The 19,394-nt window shown below is 70.4% G+C and carries 21 protein-coding genes; 13 read left to right on the top strand and 8 right to left on the bottom strand.

The annotated features are described in order from the left end of the window. Positions 1-4 precede the first annotated feature (4 nt). The gene (locus ACZ7L6_RS15310) at positions 5-184 is read left to right on the top strand and encodes a DUF397 domain-containing protein (protein WP_471923914.1); all 180 of its coding nucleotides are present in this window, start codon (positions 5-7) and stop codon (positions 182-184) included. Here the strand turns inward: ACZ7L6_RS15310 and ACZ7L6_RS15305 are convergent. Both ACZ7L6_RS15305 and ACZ7L6_RS15300 read right to left on the bottom strand, forming a co-directional pair. Beyond that, positions 181-837 (bottom strand): DUF5701 family protein, encoded by a 657-nt coding sequence (locus tag ACZ7L6_RS15305; RefSeq protein WP_471923912.1) that lies wholly within the window; start codon positions 835-837, stop codon positions 181-183. The two genes, ACZ7L6_RS15310 and ACZ7L6_RS15305, sit on opposite strands and share 4 nt — an antisense overlap. Positions 838-925: 88 nt before the next feature. Continuing rightward, positions 926-1,297 carry a squamosa promoter-binding protein 15 gene (locus ACZ7L6_RS15300; protein ID WP_471923910.1) on the bottom strand — a complete coding sequence of 124 codons (372 nt, stop codon included), beginning with the start codon at positions 1,295-1,297 and terminating at the stop codon, positions 926-928. Between the two features lie 211 nt (positions 1,298-1,508). On the opposite strand from ACZ7L6_RS15300, the gene ACZ7L6_RS15295 reads away from it, so the two are divergent. After that, a complete protein-coding gene (locus tag ACZ7L6_RS15295; RefSeq protein WP_471923908.1) occupies positions 1,509-2,120 on the top strand; it encodes a hypothetical protein in 612 nt (203 codons plus the stop codon). 20 nt (positions 2,121-2,140) lie between these two features. On the opposite strand, the gene ACZ7L6_RS15290 is transcribed toward ACZ7L6_RS15295, so the two are convergent. Beyond that, complete coding sequence (locus ACZ7L6_RS15290; protein ID WP_471923906.1) at positions 2,141-3,436, bottom strand: FG-GAP repeat domain-containing protein; 1,296 nt, start codon at positions 3,434-3,436, stop codon at positions 2,141-2,143. Between the two features lie 153 nt (positions 3,437-3,589). Here ACZ7L6_RS15290 and ACZ7L6_RS15285 point away from each other — a divergent pair, with 153 nt between their 5' ends. After that, a complete protein-coding gene (locus tag ACZ7L6_RS15285; protein ID WP_471923904.1) occupies positions 3,590-4,384 on the top strand; it encodes an SAM-dependent methyltransferase in 795 nt (264 codons plus the stop codon). 54 nt (positions 4,385-4,438) lie between these two features. Here the strand turns inward: ACZ7L6_RS15285 and ACZ7L6_RS15280 are convergent, their stop codons facing one another. Continuing rightward, positions 4,439-4,894 (bottom strand): GNAT family N-acetyltransferase, encoded by a 456-nt coding sequence (locus ACZ7L6_RS15280; RefSeq protein ID WP_471923902.1) that lies wholly within the window; start codon positions 4,892-4,894, stop codon positions 4,439-4,441. Between the two features lie 47 nt (positions 4,895-4,941). On the opposite strand from ACZ7L6_RS15280, the gene ACZ7L6_RS15275 reads away from it, so the two are divergent. The 5 genes from ACZ7L6_RS15275 to ACZ7L6_RS15255 all read left to right on the top strand — a co-directional run bounded on the left by ACZ7L6_RS15275 (position 4,942) and on the right by ACZ7L6_RS15255 (position 8,915). Then, on the top strand, positions 4,942-5,490 hold the full coding sequence (locus ACZ7L6_RS15275) for a YciI family protein (protein WP_471923900.1): 549 nt from the start codon (positions 4,942-4,944) through the stop codon (positions 5,488-5,490). Between the two features lie 58 nt (positions 5,491-5,548). Further along, positions 5,549-6,328, top strand: coding sequence for a Chromate resistance protein ChrB (locus ACZ7L6_RS15270; RefSeq protein WP_471923898.1), 780 nt, complete (start codon positions 5,549-5,551; stop codon positions 6,326-6,328). Further along, positions 6,325-7,542, top strand: a complete 1,218-nt coding sequence (locus tag ACZ7L6_RS15265; RefSeq protein ID WP_471923896.1) for an MFS transporter — start codon at positions 6,325-6,327, stop codon at positions 7,540-7,542. The genes ACZ7L6_RS15270 and ACZ7L6_RS15265 overlap by 4 nt, the downstream gene beginning before the upstream one ends. A gap of 444 nt (positions 7,543-7,986) precedes the next feature. Then, on the top strand, positions 7,987-8,166 hold the full coding sequence (locus tag ACZ7L6_RS15260) for a hypothetical protein (RefSeq protein ID WP_471923894.1): 180 nt from the start codon (positions 7,987-7,989) through the stop codon (positions 8,164-8,166). A gap of 2 nt (positions 8,167-8,168) precedes the next feature. Next, complete coding sequence (locus tag ACZ7L6_RS15255; RefSeq protein WP_471923892.1) at positions 8,169-8,915, top strand: DUF2637 domain-containing protein; 747 nt, start codon at positions 8,169-8,171, stop codon at positions 8,913-8,915. 31 nt (positions 8,916-8,946) lie between these two features. On the opposite strand, the gene ACZ7L6_RS15250 is transcribed toward ACZ7L6_RS15255, so the two are convergent. The 3 genes from ACZ7L6_RS15250 to ACZ7L6_RS15240 form a co-directional block, all read right to left on the bottom strand. Then, a complete protein-coding gene (locus ACZ7L6_RS15250) occupies positions 8,947-9,240 on the bottom strand; it encodes a zinc-ribbon domain-containing protein (protein ID WP_471923890.1) in 294 nt (97 codons plus the stop codon). Positions 9,241-9,298: 58 nt separating this feature from the next. Beyond that, entirely contained in the window at positions 9,299-10,654 is a 1,356-nt protein-coding gene (locus tag ACZ7L6_RS15245) for a HEAT repeat domain-containing protein (RefSeq protein WP_471923888.1), read from the bottom strand. Positions 10,655-10,792: 138 nt separating this feature from the next. Next, positions 10,793-13,087, bottom strand: coding sequence for a heterodisulfide reductase-related iron-sulfur binding cluster (locus ACZ7L6_RS15240; protein ID WP_471923886.1), 2,295 nt, complete (start codon positions 13,085-13,087; stop codon positions 10,793-10,795). A gap of 220 nt (positions 13,088-13,307) precedes the next feature. Here ACZ7L6_RS15240 and ACZ7L6_RS15235 point away from each other — a divergent pair, with 220 nt between their 5' ends. From ACZ7L6_RS15235 to ACZ7L6_RS15215, 5 genes are all read left to right on the top strand, one after another. Beyond that, positions 13,308-14,372: an MraY family glycosyltransferase gene (locus ACZ7L6_RS15235; RefSeq protein ID WP_471923884.1), complete on the top strand. Its 1,065-nt coding sequence runs from the start codon at positions 13,308-13,310 to the stop codon at positions 14,370-14,372. 94 nt (positions 14,373-14,466) lie between these two features. After that, positions 14,467-16,314 carry a molecular chaperone DnaK gene (dnaK, locus tag ACZ7L6_RS15230; protein ID WP_471923882.1) on the top strand — a complete coding sequence of 616 codons (1,848 nt, stop codon included), beginning with the start codon at positions 14,467-14,469 and terminating at the stop codon, positions 16,312-16,314. After that, a complete protein-coding gene (gene grpE / locus ACZ7L6_RS15225; RefSeq protein ID WP_471923880.1) occupies positions 16,314-16,979 on the top strand; it encodes a nucleotide exchange factor GrpE in 666 nt (221 codons plus the stop codon). Before dnaK ends, grpE begins: the two co-directional genes overlap by 1 nt. 42 nt (positions 16,980-17,021) lie before the next feature. Further along, entirely contained in the window at positions 17,022-18,200 is a 1,179-nt protein-coding gene (gene dnaJ / locus ACZ7L6_RS15220) for a molecular chaperone DnaJ (RefSeq protein ID WP_471923878.1), read from the top strand. Positions 18,201-18,205: 5 nt separating this feature from the next. Beyond that, positions 18,206-18,652 carry a heat shock protein transcriptional repressor HspR gene (locus ACZ7L6_RS15215; RefSeq protein ID WP_471923876.1) on the top strand — a complete coding sequence of 149 codons (447 nt, stop codon included), beginning with the start codon at positions 18,206-18,208 and terminating at the stop codon, positions 18,650-18,652. A gap of 99 nt (positions 18,653-18,751) precedes the next feature. On the opposite strand, the gene ACZ7L6_RS15210 is transcribed toward ACZ7L6_RS15215, so the two are convergent. After that, positions 18,752-19,360 carry a hypothetical protein gene (locus ACZ7L6_RS15210; protein WP_471923874.1) on the bottom strand — a complete coding sequence of 203 codons (609 nt, stop codon included), beginning with the start codon at positions 19,358-19,360 and terminating at the stop codon, positions 18,752-18,754. Positions 19,361-19,394 lie beyond the last annotated feature (34 nt).

The following is a 19,394-nucleotide window of genomic DNA, read 5'->3' as shown; positions in this document are numbered from 1 at the left end:
CGACATGTCACAGGACGTCTGGCAGAAGTCCTCCTTCTCCGGTGGGGGCGACGCCGACGACTGCGTCGAACTTGCCGCCCGTCAGGACGCAGTCCTTCTGCGCGAAAGCGACGAGCCCGGCACGGTGATCACCACCACCGCCACCGGGCTCGCCGCCCTAATACGTCACCTGCGCAATAGCTAGCGCACGCGCCCCGTTGCAGACGCGAACCCCAGCCACGTATGCCGGTTGCCCCACCAGCACCAGCCCACCTTCGGCGCGTTCCGCCGCTCTCGGCCGTCCCGCCCCGTGCCGTTGCTGATCCAGATCGCCGGAGTACGGGCGTCCAACGTGCCGTTCGCCTTGCGCAGCCGGGAGCCGATCGTCATGAAGCAGCGGTTGCGTTCGAGGGCCGCCGGCTGCTGGAGCACCCAGTGGATGCCCTCGGTGAGCAGCAGCGGCGTGCGGTCCTCCTTGGTGAGGGCGGGCAGTGCCTCCTCCGGGCTCCAGTTGGCCATGTGGTCGCCGCGGTCGACGCCGGTGACGACGTAGAGGGGCGCGTCGGGCAGCTCGACCGTGTCGGGGGCGAAGTCGTCGACGTCGGGCATGTCGACGACGACGAAGCCGGGCTTGCCGTCGTGGCGGAGCAGCGGTGCGAGGGCGGACGCGGGGGCGCGGTCCGGGTGGACGGCGAGCAGGGTGTTGCCGTCGCCGCCGTGGGCGTCCTCGGCGAAGGCGCGTATGTCGTCGGCGGGTATCCCCGCCATCTCGTGGACCCCGAGCGCGATCAGGTGTTCCGCCTGGGTGGTGAGCGGCGGGAGCGGGGGCAGGGTGGCGTCGGGCGACGTATCGGGCACAGTCCTCCTCGGTCCGGGTGGCGAGTAGTTGGCCTGCGGGCAACGAAGCGGCCTGCCGGAACGTTCCCGGCCCCGGCCGTCGCGGGCGTCAGGTCCGATAGAAGTCCGCGTCCTCTTCGGAAGGCTCCAGCGGCGCGAACTGCCTCAGCTCGCCGCCCCGGATCATCCACAGCCGGAAGAACGACTCCTCCTGGTCCATGACGAAGAGCTGCACGACGTTGGGCTCCCGCCACGGCGTCTCCGCGATCCGTTTCCGGAGGGCAGCGAGATCGCAGTGGTTCAGGGCGCCCGCCCACACCCTGCATTCGGGCCACTTCCAGCCACCCCACCCGGGATCCTGGTCGGTGGTGAGATTCAGGTGGCCGACGGCGGCCTCGTCGCGCAGCCAGCCATTGAGGGCTTCGACGTTTGCCTGATCCGCGGAATCGGCCGAGATCATCACATTGGCAACCCAACTCATGACACTCGTTGTACCGCCGCACGAGCCGACCGAGCGAGCGCTTTTCGAGGGGCTCGGCGCCTGAACCGGTTCGTGTGGATTCCGTGACCCCGGCATGGTCTCTTTACCCTTCCATGGCATGATCTGGCCATTCGACGGCAGCCGTCGTTTGCGGCACGGGTGGCATCGCGGGCGACATCGCCTCCGACTTCGGCTGACCCGGGACAGGCATATGACTACGAACCTCGACAAGCAGGGCTTCGACGGCCCGGTGGCCTGGGACACCCCGGGCACCCGAACGGCGCTACGCCGCTGGACGGTGGGGAACCTGGCCAAGTTCCTGGGTTGGATGGCCCTTTGGTGGGCCGCGCTGTACGCCACGGTCGTGCTGCCGGTGGCGGCCGTGGTGCCCATGGTGCTCGTCCTGCTCGTCCTCACGGTCCTGGAGGTCCGGGCTCTCGGCCGCCTCGCCAGGGGCCTGCGGATGCGGCGCGTCCTCGCCGTCTACCCCTGGCGTCAGCAGCCGGGCGCGGTCCGGATCGACAAGGGCAAGGCGGTCTTCGTGCTGCCCGACCCCGACCACCCGGAGAAGACGGTGTCGCTGAAGCTCGCCGCCGTGCTGTTCCGGCCCTGGACCCATGAGGCCCTGAAGGACTACGACGAGGAACTCTGGTACGCGGGCGACCCCCGCTTCGCCTGTGTCGTGGCCAAGCCCGGCCTGCGCGGACTGGACTGCCTGACCCAGCCCACCGCGTACGACCACCGCACCGACCCCCGCCGCAAAGGCCTCAGCCCCGAAGCCCGCCGACGCGCCAAGGCGATCGGCGCCCGGGTGGCCGACTGACGGGGGCGGACGTCGCTCGGCTACGGCACCAGGAACTCGGAGCTGGAGAACCGCACCGAAGGCTCCGCCGCCACCAGTCCCTTCTTCGCACCCGGGTACACGGCCACCGTGTCCTTCGTCTCGCCGACATACGTCCGCACCACCAGGTCCGCCCGCCCGTCCCCGTCGAAGTCGCCGACGGTCACGACACGTGTCGTGCCCTGGGCCGGTGGCTGCACGGTCACCATGCCCGCTGTCGTGAGTCCTGCCGTACGGCCTCGGAAGATCCGCAACCGGGAGCCGCTGGAGACGAGTTCGCCGAGGCCGTCGCCGTCGAAGTCGGCGGTGTCGAGCATCGAGCCGGGGACGTCGAGGGTGCCGCGTGCCGCGGTGGCCGGGAGGTCGTAGCGCAGGGACGTGCCGCCCGGTGAGCCGATCGCCGCGTCCAGGGTGGACTTGCCCCTGCCGAAGGCGCCGAGGGCGACGTCGATGCCGGAGGGGAGGGTGACGCCCGTGCGGGTGGGGCCGGTGGGGCCGCCGAGGACGAGGGCCGAGGGGCCGGCGCCGTCCGTCGTACGGATCACCAGGTCGTCGTATCCGTCGCCGTTGACGTCGGCGGACGGTCCCGTGGGGGCGTTGCCGGGGGCCGGGACGGGTGCGCCCGCGGCCCGCGGGGTGCCTTTGCGGGTGAACGGGCCGCGCAGGAAGGACAGTTGGCCGTTCGACGCGTGGACGACCAGGTCCTGCGCCTCGTCGCCGTCGAAGTCGCCGCACACCGGCTGGTCGGGCCAGTCGTTGCCGGCGCGGGCGGTGGCGGGGATGGTGAGCTTGACCGCCTTGCCGGTGAGTCCCGCCGGGGAGCCGAAGAGGAGCTGGAGGGGGACCGGGGGCCGGCCCTGGCCGTCGTAGGGCGGGTCGGTGGAGACGACCAGGTCCGTGAAGCCGTCGCCGTTCAGGTCGCAGGTTGCTTCCGCATCGAACACGGCCGGCAGCTGGCCCTTTGTCGGAGCTGCCTGCCGCCGTGGGCTGAGCAGCTGCCGTGCGCCGGGGGTGAGTCCGCGGTCGCTGCCGTAGACGATGCCGATGCCCGCGTCGTCGGCGTGGGCCTGGGCCTTGACGAGGTCGTTGAGGACGAGGTCGCGCCGGCCGTCGCCGTTGAAGTCGTCCGCCATCTCGCTGCCCTTGCCGCGGGGGATCGGGAGCTCGGCGGGGGCGTCGGCTATCGCGAGGGGGGTGTGCCGGGTCGCCTCGGGCTCGTCGTGGTGCGTGGAGCCGCAGGCCGTCGTCAGCAGGAGGGTGGCGCTCAGGGCCGCCGTACCCAGCCCGGCTCTTCGCATCCGCACCGCTCACCTCGTCAGCACCAGGGACAACAACTGGGTAATGATGCACGCGTTCGAGAAGGGGCGACAGTCCTGTGCACGCATTACCGCACGGGTTGCGGTCCGCGGAGCTAGGTTGTGGGTGACATCCGGCCAACTCGGGGAGCTTCCATGTCACTTGAACGTCCGCTGATCAACAGCAGCGTGCCGCATTCCGCGCGGATCTGGAACTACTGGCTCGGCGGGAAGGACTGCTACGAGATAGACCGGCAGGTCGGCGACCAGATAGCGGGTGCCAACCCGGCGATCCTCGACATCGCCCTGGCCCAGCGGGCGTTCCTCGTCCGGACGGTGGAGTTCCTCGTGCGTGAGGCCGGGATACGGCAGTTCCTGGACGTCGGCACCGGCCTGCCGACCGCGAACAACACCCACGAGGTCGCCCAGCGGCTGGTCCCCGAGACCCGGATCGTCTACGTCGATCACGATCCCGTCGTGCTGGCCCACGCGGAGGCGCTGCTCACCAGCACCCCCGAGGGTGCCACCGACTACATCGACGCCGACCTGCGCGAACCCGAGGCCATCCTGGAACAGGCCGCCAAGACCCTGGACTTCAGCCGGCCGGTCGCGCTGATCCTGCTGGGGATCACCGCCCACATCACCGACGACACCGTGTACGACATCGTCGGCCGCCTCGTGGACGCGCTGCCCTCCGGCAGCTATCTCGTCCTCTGCGACGACACCGAGGTGCTCAACCCGCAGCAGATGCGCGAGATGATCGAGCAGTGGAACGAGGCGAGCGACAACCCCCGCGTCAACCGCAGCCCGGAGGAACTCGGCCGGTTCTTCGAGGGGTTCGAGCTGCTGGAGCCCGGTCTTGTGTCCGTCTCGCGGTGGCGGCCGAGCGGGTCCGGTGAGCAGGTACCGGCCGAGGTCGACGACTTCGGTGGGGTGGGGCGCAAGCCGTAGGAGGCGGGGCGGTTGGCGGAATGCCGTCAGCTGTTGGGCGTCAGACGGCGGCGGTCAGCCGTTGGCGGTGGTGTGAGGGCGGCGCGCCATGAACACGTCCACCGGATCCTCGGTCTCCACGGTGAATCCGTGCCGCTGGTAAAGCCGTCGGGCCGGACTGCCCTGCAGCACGTTGAGCCGTACGAGAAGCCCGCTGTGGTCACACCGCTCCAGCAGGTCCCGCAGGACGCCCGAACCGATGCCGCTGCCCTGAAGGTGCGAGGCCAGGTAGAAGTGCTCCAGCCAGTGGGCGTCCTCGGCCGGCCGCAGCGCCAGGCATCCGGCGAACGCGCCGCCCACCTCGATCACCCAGGTGTGGGAGGGGTCGAACCCGTCCCGCAGCCGCTGCCGCACCCGCTGCTCGTCGTACCGCCCGAGCCGCTCCAGATCCGCCCGCAGCACGACAGCACGCAACTCGGCCACCGCCTCGACGTCCGACGCCGAGGCGGGCCGTATCTCCCAGTCCGCCATGATCGGAACGCTAGCGGGGCGGGGCGTGCCCGGCTTGACTGAGGGGCATGGAGTTCTTCTGCTATCACCGTGACCGGTCCGGCTCCGTCGAGTTGCGCGAGGAGTTGGGGGAAGCGCACTGGGCCTACATGGACGGGTACGCCGAGGAGTTGATCGCCCGCGGCCCGACCTTCGCCGCCGGCGGCGAGACGCCCAGCGGCAGCGTGCACATCGTCGACCTGCCGGACCCCGCCGCCGCCCGCGCCTTCGCCTTCGACGAGCCCAACTACCAGGCCGGCGTCTACCGGGACGTGCTGCTGCGCCGGTGGCGGAACCTGCTGGGGCGCACCATGTGGGACTTCCCCGGCGGCCGGACCGGCGGCAACCGCTACCTGGTGCTCGGCCTCGGCACGGGGCAGGCCGCCGACCTCACCGTGCCATCCGACCGGGACGGACTCATCGCGTACGGGCCGCTGCTGTCGGACGACGGTACGACGTGGGTGGGTACGGCGGTGCTGCTCAGGGCGCCGGATCCGGAGGCGGCGCGGAGGGTCCTGAGCGTGGACCGGTATGCGGACGTCGAGGTGCACGACTGGGAGTTCGGGGGGCGGCGATGAGATCCGGGCGGTGGCGGGCCCTTCTGCAGTCGATGTAACAGTTGATACATTCCCGAGTGTGACTGGGGATGCGGCGTACTACGACATGCAGGACGGAGCCCGCTGGCTCGTCCTCGTCGTCAAGGTTCCGGCCGAGCCCTCCCGGCACCGGGTCGCCGTCTGGCGTGAGCTGCGCAGGATCGGTGCGCTGTCGCTCGGGCAGGGCGTGTGGGCCGTACCGGACGTGCCGGTGTTCAGTGCCGGGATCGCGCGGGCGCTGGAGCTGACCGAGCGGGCCGGGGGCGAGGCGATGTCGCTGGCGGCGACCGGGCGCGGGGTTCAGGACGGGCGGCGGCTGAGGGAGATGTTCACGGCGGCGCGGTCCGCGGACTGGGCCGAGTTCCTCGCCGACTGCGGCAAGTTCGAGGAGGAGCTCGCCAAGGAGATCCGTATCGCCAAGTTCACGCTGGCCGAACTGGAGGAAGAGGAGCAGTCGTTGGAGCGGCTGCGGCGCTGGCACCGGGATCTGACGGCGAGGGACGTGTTCGGCGCCCCTGAGGCTGCGGAGGCGGGCGAGCGGCTCAAGGGGTGTGCGGCTGCCTGCGAGGACTACGCGGAGCGGGTGTTCGCCGCACTGCATCAGGCACCGGGGCCCGTGGTGCCGGAGCGGCCGGCGCCGGAGCCGCTGGCTCCGGATCATCGGGAGCCCCCGGTGCCGGGTTCCTCGGCACTGAAGCGTCCGGCGCCGGATCAAACGGACCCGAAGCAGCCGCGGCCGGACCACCTGACCCCTGAGCGCCCGACGCCGGACCACTCGACGTCGCAGAGCCGCAAACCCCGCAGGGGAGGCGCGCGATGACCGCGACGCCGGCCCGGCGAGACTCCACCGCCCCCGCCTCCCAGATGTGGCCCCTCTACGCCGCCGGCTTCACCACCGCCTTCGGTGCCCACGGCATCGCCGCCAACCTCGGCGGGCACAGCGAGGACGCCGTGACCTCCCTGCTCGTCCTGGGTGGCCTGCTCGCCCTGTACGACGGCGCCGAGGTGCTGCTCAAGCCGCTGTTCGGGACGCTCGCCGACCGGATCGGCGCCCGGCCGGTGCTGCTCGGCGGGCTCGTCGCGTTCGCGGCCGCGTCCGCCGCCTACGTCGTCGCGGACAGCCCCGGCTGGCTCTGGGCGGCCCGCCTGGGGCAGGGCGCCGCGGCCTCCGCCTTCTCGCCGTCCGCCTCCGCGCTGGTCGCCCGGCTGAACCCGGCCACGGGGCACGGGCGCGCCTTCGGCAGCTACGGCTTCCACAAGTCCATCGGTTACACCCTCGGCCCGCTGCTCGGCGGCGTCCTGGTGTGGGCCGGTGGCCTGCGTCTGCTGTTCACCGTCCTCGCGGTGCTCGGCGCCGCCGTCGCGCTCTGGGCCGCGGTCGCCGTTCCGCACGTACCCCCGCTGCCCAAGCAACGGCAGACGGTCCTGGACCTCGCCCGGCGGCTGGCCGACCCGGCGTTCCTGCGGCCCACGGTGGCCCTGGCCGGCGCGACCGCCGCGCTCTCCGTCGGCGTCGGCTTCCTGCCGGTGTCAGGCGCCGCCGCAGGGCTCGGCACGGTGGCGACCGGCGCCGCGGTGTCGGTGCTGGCGGCCTGCGCGGCCGTCGTACAGCCGAAGGCCGGGCGGGCCCTGGACGACGGCCGCCTCAGCGTCCGCACCGGCCTCACCGCCGGGCTGCTGACCACGGCGGCGGGCCTGGCCTGCGCGATGCTCCCCGGCCTGACCGGCGTCCTCCTCGCCGCGGCCCTGATCGGCACCGGCACGGGCCTGATCACCCCGCTCGGCTTCGCCGCCCTGGCCGCCTCCACTCCCGCGGAACGACTCGGCCAGACCATGGGCTCCGCCGAACTCGGCCGCGAACTCGGCGACGCGGGCGGCCCCCTGCTCGTCGCAGCCGTCGCCTCCTTGGCCACCCTCACCTACGGCTACGCATCCCTGGCCCTCCTCCTCGCCATCGGCCCGACTCTCGCCCTGGCAGCGAGGCGCCGTGCCGGACCGGGCGCTGTCCGGGAGGAGAGGCGGGGCGGGCGATGAGGTCTCGGCCGGGGACTTGGTGACGGGGGGCCTGCTACTTGTCGTCGCCGTCGCCTTCCTGGTCACCCTCATCCATGGCTGTGTCGGCCCTCGCCGCCCTCCCCGCTCTCGGCCCGGCTTTCGCCTTGACGGCGAGGCGGCGTGCCGCGCCGGGCGCTGTGCGGGAGGGGCGGGGCGAGTGATGAGGTCTCGGGCGGGGGGTGGTCGGAGGCTCCGAGCGGGCGGAGCGTGTCGCGGCCGACGGGCGTACCTCCAGGAGGGTGTACGGCTGTGACCCGGTCGGGTCATCGGTCGGGATATCAGCCGGGCTATCGATAACACCGCACCATACATTTTCTGAATTTCAGCGCCCGGCCCGGAACTGGATCTTCCAGATAATCACCGTTGACGCATATTCCCCCGAATGCCAGATGTCCTGCCCCGCGTGGCAGTCGTTAGGTGGGCGTGACTTGGCAGGAAAAACACGTAGCTGAGGCTCTTTCGCTGGGCTCGCGTCAGGCAGCTGATCAGACCACTGCGGAGGGCATCACGCACTGCTCGGATCTGCTCGAGGACTTCCTGAAAACCATCAGCCGGATGGAGCGTGAATATCTCCGGGCTGCGCTGGAAGGGGAAAAATTCTAGCGATGAGGGCCGACTATGAAGCGGTAGACGAACAGCCCCATTACACCCAGCAGCTGGATATGCAGCACCTCTGGCAGGTTCCCGACCCGGCGATCTCGTCGGAGGGCTGGGACCTGGACGAGGAGCTGGCACAGATGCTGAGCACGACGCAGGGCCTGGAACAGGTCCGCCTGGATCCGCTTCGCCCGGATCCGTTCCGTCCGGATCCGTTTCGTCCGGATCCGGTCCCGCCCCCGCCGGACAGTGACCGGCCACCGTCCCGCCCGGCCCATCACCGGCGTCCTCAGCCGAGCGCTCAGATCATCGCCGGAAACCCGAAGATCTTCTCCGTCGGAATCCTGGTCACCCTCATCACCCTGTGCGCGGTGACGATGCTCACCTGGTCCATTTCGTATTCGTACGATCAGCTGCGCTCCATCGCGCTGACCGTGGTATCGCCGAAGCTGGCCCACTGGTGGCCGCTGACGGTGTACGGGCCGTGGCTGCTGGCGGGTCTTTCGATCCTGCGGGCATCCGTTCAGCGCCGTACTGCCCGGCGGTCCTGGGCCGTCATGCTGATCTCCTCCGGCACGGCGGTGGCTCTGTGCATCGGCCAGTCGGCGGATTCCCTGCTGGGGATGGTGGTCGTCGGAATTCCGCCGATCACCGCCCTGGTCTGCTTCCGCGAACTCGTCAGCCAGTTCTCGTCGCGGCCCGGCCCCAAGCACGCCGCCGACACGCTGAACGGACCCAAGCAGCCGAAGCCGTAGACCGCTCAGGGAGACGGCTCAGGGAGACCGCTCAGTGCCGGTACGGCTGCTGCGGCTGGCCGTACGGCTGCTGACCGCCGGCGCCGCCCGCGGCGCCCTGCGCCTGCAGCTGCTCGGCCTGCTCCGGGGTCACCTTCTGCTCGGCGCCGCAGAAGGTGCACTGCGTCGTGTACTTGGTCGAGAACGGGAACAGCGGCACGAAGAACAGCGTGAACTTCGTGACGCGCTTCCTGAGCGTGTGCGCGGAGGGGTTGCCGCACTGGCCGCACACCAGCGTGAGTATCGCGAGCTGGTACAGGTAGCCCTTGGTGCCGAAGATGATCACGCGGGGTCCTTCCGGAGGGAGCGGGCCGTGCGATGACGGATACGGAACCCAGTCTGCGTCATTGACCGGCGGACGCCTGCTTCTTGTCCCACTCCCAGCGCCACAGCGCGCTGACCCGGTGGTCGTCCGGGTGCAGGTCGCGCAGCGACCCCATCCGCTCGATCGCGTCCGCGGTGCGCGGGTCGTCGCGCTTGGCGAGCCCGTAGCCGGCCTCCAGGCGGACGTTCTGGTCGCTGTCGTCGAGCAGTGCGGCCAGGGCGTCGGCGACGGCGGGCGTACGGTCCCCGTAGGTGGCGAGCCGCTCCGCGGCTGAGCTCCGCACGGAGGCGGCCGGCTCCTCGAGGAGGAGCAGCAGCGCCCGGGTGGCGTCCGGGAGGAGGCCGTCGTCCCGCATGGCGGCCGTGCCGGCAGCGAGGCGTACCTCGGCGTCCGGGTCGCCGATGAGGGTGCGCAGGGCCTCCCTGGCCGCGGGGGAGCGGGCTACGTGCTCCTCGGACAGGGCGTACGGCACCTCGCGGCGTACGCGGGGGTCGGGGTGGCCGGCGTGGCGCAGACCGATCGCCTCCAGCTCGGGATGGGTGTACTCGGTGAAGGCGTCGAGCACCTTCGCCAGCATCTCGCTGTCCGGCTCCTCGGCCGCCCAGGCCGCCAGGAACGCGCTGTCCCTCTCCTCGTAGCCGTCGTTGCCGGTCGACATCAGCGCCCTGACCCGCAGGTAGTCCAGCACGAACCGGCGGTGCGCCGGGGAAGGGTGATCGCGGTGGGCCACCACGGCCGACCATGCCTCGTGGCTGCGCCGCTCCAGGAGGACCCAGAGCACCGCCCACCAGTTCGCGTCGTGCTCGTCCGGGTGCTCCATGGCACGGTCGATCAGTTCGTCGACGGGGGGCAGGATGCGGAAGGCCCACTCCAGGGAGGTCAGGATGCCGGCGTGTCCGGTCCGTGCGACGAGTCCGCCGAGGGAGACCTGGTCGATCTCGTCGTACTCGTCGTCCTGGACCCGGACCGTGGTGGCGGGACCCGAGGCACCGGTCCGCCGCCGCAGCTCCTCTGCCACGCCCGTCTCGTACCAGTGCCGGGCCCGGCCGAGGAGCCGCTCGCGGGCGTCCTCCGGCAGCCGCAGCCGGGGCTCCGCGCCGAGCACCGCCGAGAAGACGGCCGGGGAACCGCCGTCGACGGCCCGCTCCAGTGGGGTCGTCCCGTCCGGCAGCACCCGGTCCGGATCGGCCCCGCCCTGCACCAGCGCCTCGGCGACGGGCGCGTCGTACGCCGCGACGGCTCCGCACAGCACGGGCAGCCCGCTCTCGTCCACCACGTCCGGATCGGTGCCCCGCTCCAGCAACACCCGTACGGCATCGGCGTCCCCCGCGTGAACGGCCGCCACGAGCCCGTCCGCTTCTTTCCCCCTGGTCATGCGCATCAAGGTACGCACGAACCCCTTCCGGCTCGCCCGATTTTCGAGGCCCTCGGACACCTCGGCAGGGGCTCGCACACGACGACGCCCCCTGTCCCGTGCAGGACAGGGGGCGTCGTGATGCGCCGTCCGGACCGGTTACTTCACCGGCGCCGGCTCCGGTTCGTTCTCCGTCTCGGCCTCGCCCGCCGGCGGCTCGTCGTCCGTGACCGGCGTCTTGACCGACTCCAGCAGCAGCTGGGCGACGTCGACGACCTGGATGGACTCCTTGGCCTTGCCCTCGTTCTTCTTGCCGTTCACGGAGTCCGTGAGCATGACGAGACAGAACGGGCAGGCCGTGGAGACGATGTCCGGGTTGACGGAGAGGGCCTCGTCGACGCGCTCGTTGTTGATGCGCTTGCCGATCCGCTCCTCCATCCACATCCGCGCACCACCGGCGCCACAGCAGAAGCCGCGCTCCTTGTGGCGGTGCATCTCCTCGTTGCGGACGCCCGGGACGCTGGCGATGATCTCGCGCGGAGGCGTGTAGATCTTGTTGTGACGGCCCAGGTAGCACGGGTCGTGGTAGGTGATGATGCCCTCGACCGGGGTCACCGGGATCAGCTTGCCCTCGTCCACCAGGTGCTGGAGCAGCTGGGTGTGGTGGATGACCTCGTAGTCGCCGCCGATCTGCGGGTACTCGTTGCCGATCGTGTTGAGGCAGTGCGGGCAGGTGGCGACGATCTTCTTCGCCGACTTCGGCTTCTTGGACTCGGGCGTGACGTTGCCGTCCTCGTCCATCTCCTCGCCGAAGGCCATGTTCAGCGCGGCGACGTTCTCCATGCCGAGCTCCTGGAACAGGGGCTCGTTGCCCAGGCGACGGGCGGAGTCACCGGTGCACTTCTCGTCGCCGCCCATGATCGCGAACTTGACGCCCGCCATGTGGAGCAGCTCGGCGAAGGCCTTGGTGGTCTTCTTGGCGCGGTCCTCCAGCGCGCCGGCGCAGCCGACCCAGTACAGGTACTCGACCTCGGTGAGGTCCTCGATGTCCTTGCCGACGACCGGGACCTCGAAGTCGACCTCCTTGAGCCACTCCAGGCGCTGCTTCTTCGCCAGGCCCCAGGGGTTGCCCTTCTTCTCCAGGTTCTTGAGCATCGTGCCCGCCTCGGACGGGAACGCGGATTCGATCATCACCTGGTAGCGGCGCATGTCGACGATGTGGTCGATGTGCTCGATGTCGACCGGGCACTGCTCGACGCAGGCGCCGCAGGTGGTGCAGGACCACAGCACGTCCGGGTCGATGACGCCGTTCTCTTCCACGGTGCCGATCAGCGGACGCTCGGCCTCCGCGAGGGCGGCCGCGGGGACGTCCTTGAGCTGCTCCTCGGACGCCTTCTCCTCGCCCTCCATCGTCTTGCCGCCACCGGCCAGCAGGTACGGCGCCTTGGCGTGCGCGTGGTCCCGCAGCGACATGATCAGCAGCTTCGGGGAGAGCGGCTTGCCCGTGTTCCAGGCCGGGCACTGCGACTGGCAGCGGCCGCACTCGGTGCAGGTGGAGAAGTCCAGCAGGCCCTTCCAGGAGAACTGCTCGACCTGGGAGACACCGAAGACGTCGTCGTCACCGGGGTCGGTGAAGTCGATCGGCTTGCCGCCCGAGGTCATCGGCAGCAGCGCACCCAGCGAGGTCTCACCCGTCGCGTTGCGCTTGAACCAGATGTTCGGGAAGGCGAGGAAGCGGTGCCAGGCGACGCCCATGTTGGTGTTGAGCGAGACCGTGATCATCCAGATCATCGTCGTGCTCAGCTTGATCATCGCGAACAGGTAGACGAGGTTCTGGAGCGTGGCGACGCTCAGCCCCTTGAAGGCGAGGATCAGCGGGTACGAGGCGAAGTACGCGGCCTCGAAGTGGTCCACGTGGTGCAGCGCGCCCTCGAGCCCGCGCAGGACGTAGATGGCCAGGCCGATGGTGAAGATGACGTACTCGACGAAGTACGCCTGGCCCATCTTCGAGCCCGCGAACCGCGACTTGCGGCCCGCCCGGGAGGGCAGGCTCAGCAGGCGGATGACCATCAGCGTGACGATGCCGAGGGTCGTCATCGCGGCGATGAACTCGATGTACAGCTCGTACGGCAGGAAGCCGCCGATGACCGGCAGCGTCCAGTCGGCCTCGAAGAGCTGGCCGTACGCGGTGATGATGGTCGGCGGCAGCGTCAGGAAGCCGATGGCCACGAACCAGTGGGCGAAGCCCACGATGCCCCACCGGTTCATCCGGGTGTGGCCGAGGAACTCCCGCACCAGCGTCACGCTGCGCGCGTAGGGGTTGTCGGTCCGGCTGCCGGCCGGCACCGGCTGGCCGAGCTTGAAGTACCGGACGAACTGGCCGATGGCGCGTGCGAGCAGCGCAACGCCGACCACGGTCAGGACCAGCGACACGATGATCGCGGCGAGTTGCATTTCGGGGCTCCTCGGGCCTGCGAGGGGTCTTCGAGAGGATCGTCGAGAGGGTCGGCCTCTCGAGACTACTAAGCGGTAACTTAGGTAGTCCGTTTGAGACTACCCCCATCTTCCGTCGCACTGTAGCCAGCGGCGGGGTGATCTGAGTCGCTGAGGGTTGCCTTAAGATCCGATCGTGTTATTCGTCTCAAAATGGGTTATACGGCACTAACCTAGCTCCGTGCTGTACGGGATCGCCGCCGCCACCACCGCCCTCCTCCTCGCCGCCTTCCTTGCGGCGCTGTTCCGGCTGCCCGCGCTGCGTCTCGGCATCATCGACCGTCGGCGGCAGCGGCCGCTGCCGTTGCTCGGCGGTGCGGGGGTCGTCCTCGCGACCTGTCTGGTGGTCGCCGGCTGGGAATGGGCGGGGGTGGCCCCGCTGGGCCCCGAGATCAGGCGGCTGCTGATCGCCGCGGGCGCCGTCGCCCTGCTCGGGCTGATCGCCGACGTGCGGCGGGTGAAGGCGCGGTTCGTGGTCGGCGGTACGGCCGTGGCGGCGGCCTGCGTGGTGCCGTACAGCGAGACGGGCTTCCTGCTGGGAGTGCCGGCCGTCGGCTGGATCGTCCTCGTCGCCGTCGGTTTCAAGGCGCTCGACCATGCGGACGCGCTGGCCGGCACCGTCGGGGTCGTCACCGCCTTCGGCGTCGGTGTCCTCGCGGCGGCCGAGGTGATGGACGAACTCGCCGTGCTGCTGAGCGTGCTGGCCGCCGCCCTGACCGGTTTCCTCATGCACAACTGGCCTCCCGCGCGGATCGGGCTGGGGGCGTGCGGGTCACTGTTCGTCGGGTTCGTGCTGGCGTCGTCGGCCGTGATGACCCGCGCCGGGCACGATCCGGCGTCGAGCGCGGGCATCCTCTACTCGCTCAGCGCGCTCGCCGTCGCCGACGTACTCCTCGTGACGCTCTCCCGCCGGCTGGCCGGACGGCCGCTGCTGCGGGGCGGTCCCGACCACCTCGCCCATCGCCTGCGCCGGCTCGGCCTCGCCCCGCAGGCGGTGACCGTCCTCCTGGGTGTCGCGGGGTCCGCCGGGGTGGTCGTCGGCGTCCTCGTGCACATGGCCTGGATTCCCGTGTCCGGGGTGTACTGGGTGGGGGTGGGCGCTCTCGTCGTCGTACTCGGACTGCTGCGGATCAAGGTCCACGGGCCCCGGCGTCAACCCTCTTTTCCCGTGGGGGACCCCTTTCGGACGGTCGGCCCCTCCACATCCACGCAGGTCAGGGCCCCATTGCGTGTAAGGAACGGATAAGAGTTGAGTGGGGGCGACTCAGCTCTGTTGACCGGGCGTGGGGCGTCATGCACACTTGAGTCCGTTCCACTCAAGTCAGCTGGAGGAATCAACCATGGCACGTGCGGTCGGCATCGACCTGGGCACGACTAACTCCGTCGTCAGCGTTCTGGAGGGCGGCGAGCCCACCGTCATCACCAACGCCGAGGGCGCCAGGACCACGCCTTCCGTCGTCGCCTTCGCCAAGAACGGTGAGGTGCTCGTCGGCGAGGTCGCCAAGCGTCAGGCGGTCACCAACGTCGACCGGACCATCCGGTCCGTGAAGCGGCACATGGGCACCGACTGGAAGATGGAGCTCGACGGGAAGCCCTTCAACCCGCAGCAGATCTCCGCCTTCATCCTCCAGAAGCTGAAGCGGGACGCCGAGGCCTACCTGGGCGAGAAGGTGACCGACGCGGTCATCACCGTCCCGGCCTACTTCAACGACTCCGAGCGTCAGGCGACGAAGGAGGCCGGCGAGATCGCCGGTCTGAACGTCCTGCGTATCGTCAACGAGCCCACCGCGGCCGCGCTCGCCTACGGCCTCGACAAGGACGACCAGACGATCCTCGTCTTCGACCTCGGTGGCGGCACCTTCGACGTGTCCCTGCTGGAGATCGGCGACGGCGTCGTCGAGGTGAAGGCCACCAACGGTGACAACCACCTCGGTGGTGACGACTGGGACCAGCGCGTCGTCGACTACCTGGTGCAGCAGTTCAAGTCCGGTCACGGCGTGGACCTCGCCAAGGACAAGATGGCCCTCCAGCGCCTCCGCGAGGCCGCCGAGAAGGCCAAGATCGAGCTGTCCTCCTCCACCGAGACCTCGATCAACCTGCCCTACATCACCGCCTCCGCCGAGGGCCCGCTGCACCTGGACGAGAAGCTCACCCGGGCTCAGTTCCAGCAGCTGACCGCGGACCTCCTGGAGCGCTGCAAGACCCCGTTCTTCAACGTCATGAAGGACGCCGGCGTCTCCATCAACGAGATCGACCACGTCGTCCTCGTCGGTGGCTCCACCCGTATGCCCGCCGTCGCCGAGCTCGTCAAGGAGCTGACCGGCGGCAAGGAGGCCAACAAGGGCGTCAACCCGGACGAGGTCGTCGCCATCGGCGCCTCGCTCCAGGCCGGTGTCCTCAAGGGTGAGGTCAAGGACGTCCTGCTCCTCGACGTGACCCCGCTGTCCCTCGGTATCGAGACCAAGGGCGGCATCATGACCAAGCTGATCGAGCGCAACACCACGATCCCGACCAAGCGGTCCGAGATCTTCACGACGGCCGAGGACAACCAGCCGTCCGTGCAGATCCAGGTCTACCAGGGCGAGCGCGAGATCGCGGCGTACAACAAGAAGCTCGGGATGTTCGAGCTGACCGGTCTGCCGCCGGCGCCGCGCGGTGTCCCGCAGATCGAGGTGTCCTTCGACATCGACGCCAACGGCATCATGCACGTGACCGCCAAGGACCTGGGCACGGGCAAGGAGCAGAAGATGACCGTCACCGGCGGCTCCTCGCTGCCGAAGGACGAGGTCGACCGCATGCGCCAGGAGGCCGAGCAGTACGCGGAGGAGGACCACCGCCGCCGCGAGGCCGCCGAGACCCGCAACCAGGGCGAGCAGCTCGTCTACCAGACGGAGAAGTTCCTCAAGGACAACGAGGACAAGGTCCCCGGCGAGGTCAAGACCGAGGTCGAGTCCGCCGTCGAGGAGCTGAAGACCGCGCTCAAGGGCGAGGACACCGCCGAGATCCGCACGGCCACCGAGAAGGTCGCCGCGGTCTCCCAGAAGGTCGGCCAGGCCATGTACGCCGACGCCCAGTCCGCGCAGGCCGCGGGCGGCCCCGAGGGCGCCACGGCGGGCGGCAAGGCCGCTGACGACGACGTCGTCGACGCCGAGATCGTGGACGACGAGCGCAAGGACGGTGTCGCGTAATGACGGAGGAGACCCCGGGCTTCGAGGAGAAGCCCGACGTCCCCTCCGGCGCGACCCCTGACGACGCCGAGCCGAAGGCCGCAACCTCGCCGAACAGCGAGGGGGCGGCCCCGGCCGGGGACGGAGCAGCAGACGCGGGCCTGGTGGCCCAGCTGGACCAGGTGCGCACCGCGCTCGGTGAGCGCACGGCGGACCTGCAGCGGCTCCAGGCCGAGTACCAGAACTACCGCCGCCGCGTCGAGCGTGACCGGATCACGGTCAAGGAGATCGCCATCGCGAACCTCCTGACCGAGCTCCTGCCCGTGCTCGACGACATCGGCCGCGCGCGGGAGCACGGTGAGCTCGTCGGCGGATTCAAGTCCGTCGCGGAGTCGCTGGAGACCGTCGCGGCGAAGATGGGTCTGCAGCAGTTCGGCAAGGAGGGCGAGCCCTTCGACCCGACGATCCACGAGGCGCTGATGCACTCCTACGCGCCGGACGTCACCGAGACGACCTGCGTCGCGATCCTCCAGCCGGGGTATCGCATCGGCGAGCGCACCATCCGCCCCGCGCGGGTGGCCGTCGCCGAGCCCCAGCCGGGCGCGCAGACCGTCAAGGCCGAGGGGTCCGACGAGCAGGCCGCGGCGGCCGACGACAAGGAGAGCGGTGGCCCGGACGAGGGCTGAGCTTGACACAACGAGGAACCACGGGAAGGGGGTACGTCGAGGATGAGCACCAAGGACTTCATCGAGAAGGACTACTACAAGGTCCTCGGCGTCCCCAAGGACGCCACCGAGGCCGAGATCAAGAAGGCGTACCGGAAGCTCGCCCGCGAGTACCACCCGGACGCCAACAAGGGCAACGCCAAGGCGGAGGAGCGGTTCAAGGAGATCTCCGAGGCGAACGACGTCCTCGGTGACCCCAAGAAGCGCAAGGAGTACGACGAGGCACGCGCCCTCTTCGGCAACGGCGGCTTCCGCCCGGGGCCGGGCGGCGCGGGCGGCACCTTCAACTTCGACCTGGGCGACCTCTTCGGAGGCGGCGCCCAGGGCCAAGGGGGAGCCGGCGGCTTCGGCGGCGGACTCGGTGACGTCTTCGGGGGCCTGTTCAACCGCGGCGGTACGGGCACCACCCGTACCCAGCCCCGGCGCGGCCAGGACATCGACACCGAGGTCACCCTCAGCTTCACCGAGGCGATCGAGGGCGCGACCGTCCCGCTGCGCATGTCCTCGCAGTCACCGTGCAAGGCCTGCGCCGGCACCGGCGACAAGAACGGCACGCCCAGGGTGTGCCCGACCTGCGTCGGCACCGGCCAGGTGGCCCGGGGCTCCGGTGGCGGGTTCTCCCTCACCGACCCCTGCCCGGACTGCAAGGGGCGCGGCCTGATCGCCGAGCACCCCTGCCTGGAGTGCAAGGGCAGCGGCCGGGCCAAGTCGTCCCGCACCATGCAGGTCCGCATCCCGGCCGGGGTGTCCGACGGCCAGCGCATCCGGCTGCGCGGCAAGGGGGCGCCCGGCGAGCGCGGCGGCCCGGCGGGCGACCTGTACGTCACCGTGCACGTCGACGCCCACCCGGTGTTCGGCCGTAAGGACGACAACCTCACGGTGACCGTCCCCGTGACCTTCACGGAGGCGGCCCTCGGCGGCGAGGTCAGGGTCCCCACCCTGGGCGGACCGCCGGTCACCCTGAAACTGCCGCCCGGCACGCCCAACGGCCGCACCATGCGGGCCAGGGGCAAGGGCGCGGTCCGCAAGGACGGCACCCGCGGGGACCTGCTGGTCACCGTAGAGGTGAGTGTCCCGAAGGACCTTTCGGGGAAGGCTCGTGACGCGCTCGAGGCGTATCGCGAGGCGACCGCGGGCGAGGATCCGCGGGCGGAGCTGTTCCAGGCCGCGAAGGGAGCTTGATCGAGATGGACGGCCGTCGACGCAATCCGTATGAACTGACCGAGGAGACCCCGGTCTACGTCATCTCGGTGGCGGCCCAGCTCTCCGGCCTGCACCCGCAGACGCTGCGCCAGTACGACCGCCTTGGCCTGGTGTCTCCGGACCGCACGGCGGGCCGGGGCCGCCGCTACTCGGCCCGCGACATCGAACTGCTGCGCACCGTCCAGCAGCTGTCGCAGGACGAGGGCATCAACCTGGCCGGCATCAAGCGCATCATCGAACTGGAGAACCAGGTCGCCGCGCTGCAGTCCCGCGTCGCGGAACTGGAAGCGGCCCTCGACGGCGCGGCGGCGGCGATGCGGCAGCGCGAGGCGGCGGTGCACGCGTCGTACCGCCGGGATCTTGTGCCGTATCAGGAAGTGCAGCAGACCAGCGCGTTGGTGGTGTGGCGGCCGAAGAAGGCCAAGGACTAGCGTCGGTCGCGGGAGCTCGTGAGGCTGAGCACCGCGTATGACGACGGCCGCAGGGGCCCCTCCGGAAGCCGGAGGGGCCCCTCGCCGTTGCGTACGGGATCAGCCGGGGAGCAGCTCGCCGGCCGCCTCCACCGCGAGGATCCACATGGGCTGGGCGCCCGTACCGAAGGCGGCGGCGAGCGCGTATCCGAAGGCCGCGTCCAGGGGCTCCGGTTCGGCGTCCTCGCGCCACTCGGCGAGGACGCGGCCGTCGCCGTCGGAGGAGAAATCACCGATGTGCTGATCGTCCCGCAGCAGGCGGCTGCCCGGGATGGAGTCGGGCACCAGGCGCCAGGTGTGGCCCGCGTGGCGGACGTCGACGCGGTACGAGCGGCGGGTCAGCCGGCCCTTGGCGGGGTCGATGACGGCCTCCTCGCCGTCCACCGTCAGCGTGAGCCGGCTCCCGTCCCGGGTGCCGATCGGGACGTGGTCCTCGACCTCGGTGCCCCCCGCCCGGAGCAGCTCGACCCGGGGCACCGACTCGCCGTCGACGGTGGTTTCGCCCGCCTCCATGTCGAGCCGGACCGATATCGCGCCGAACCGCTCTTCCTCGACGACACTCTCGACGACGGGCTTGTCCTCGTGCCCGTCGTCCTCGTGATTGTCGTGCTCGTCGTGCTCGTCGTGCGCGTAGGTGGCCGTGGGTGCGGGTGCCGGGTCCTTCGGCATCAGATCTTCCTTGACTGGGTCTGCTTCTGGCGGG

It is taken from the genome of Streptomyces sp. NPDC107522, from assembly GCF_055657525.1.
This window is presented reverse-complemented; position numbering and strand designations above follow the sequence as displayed.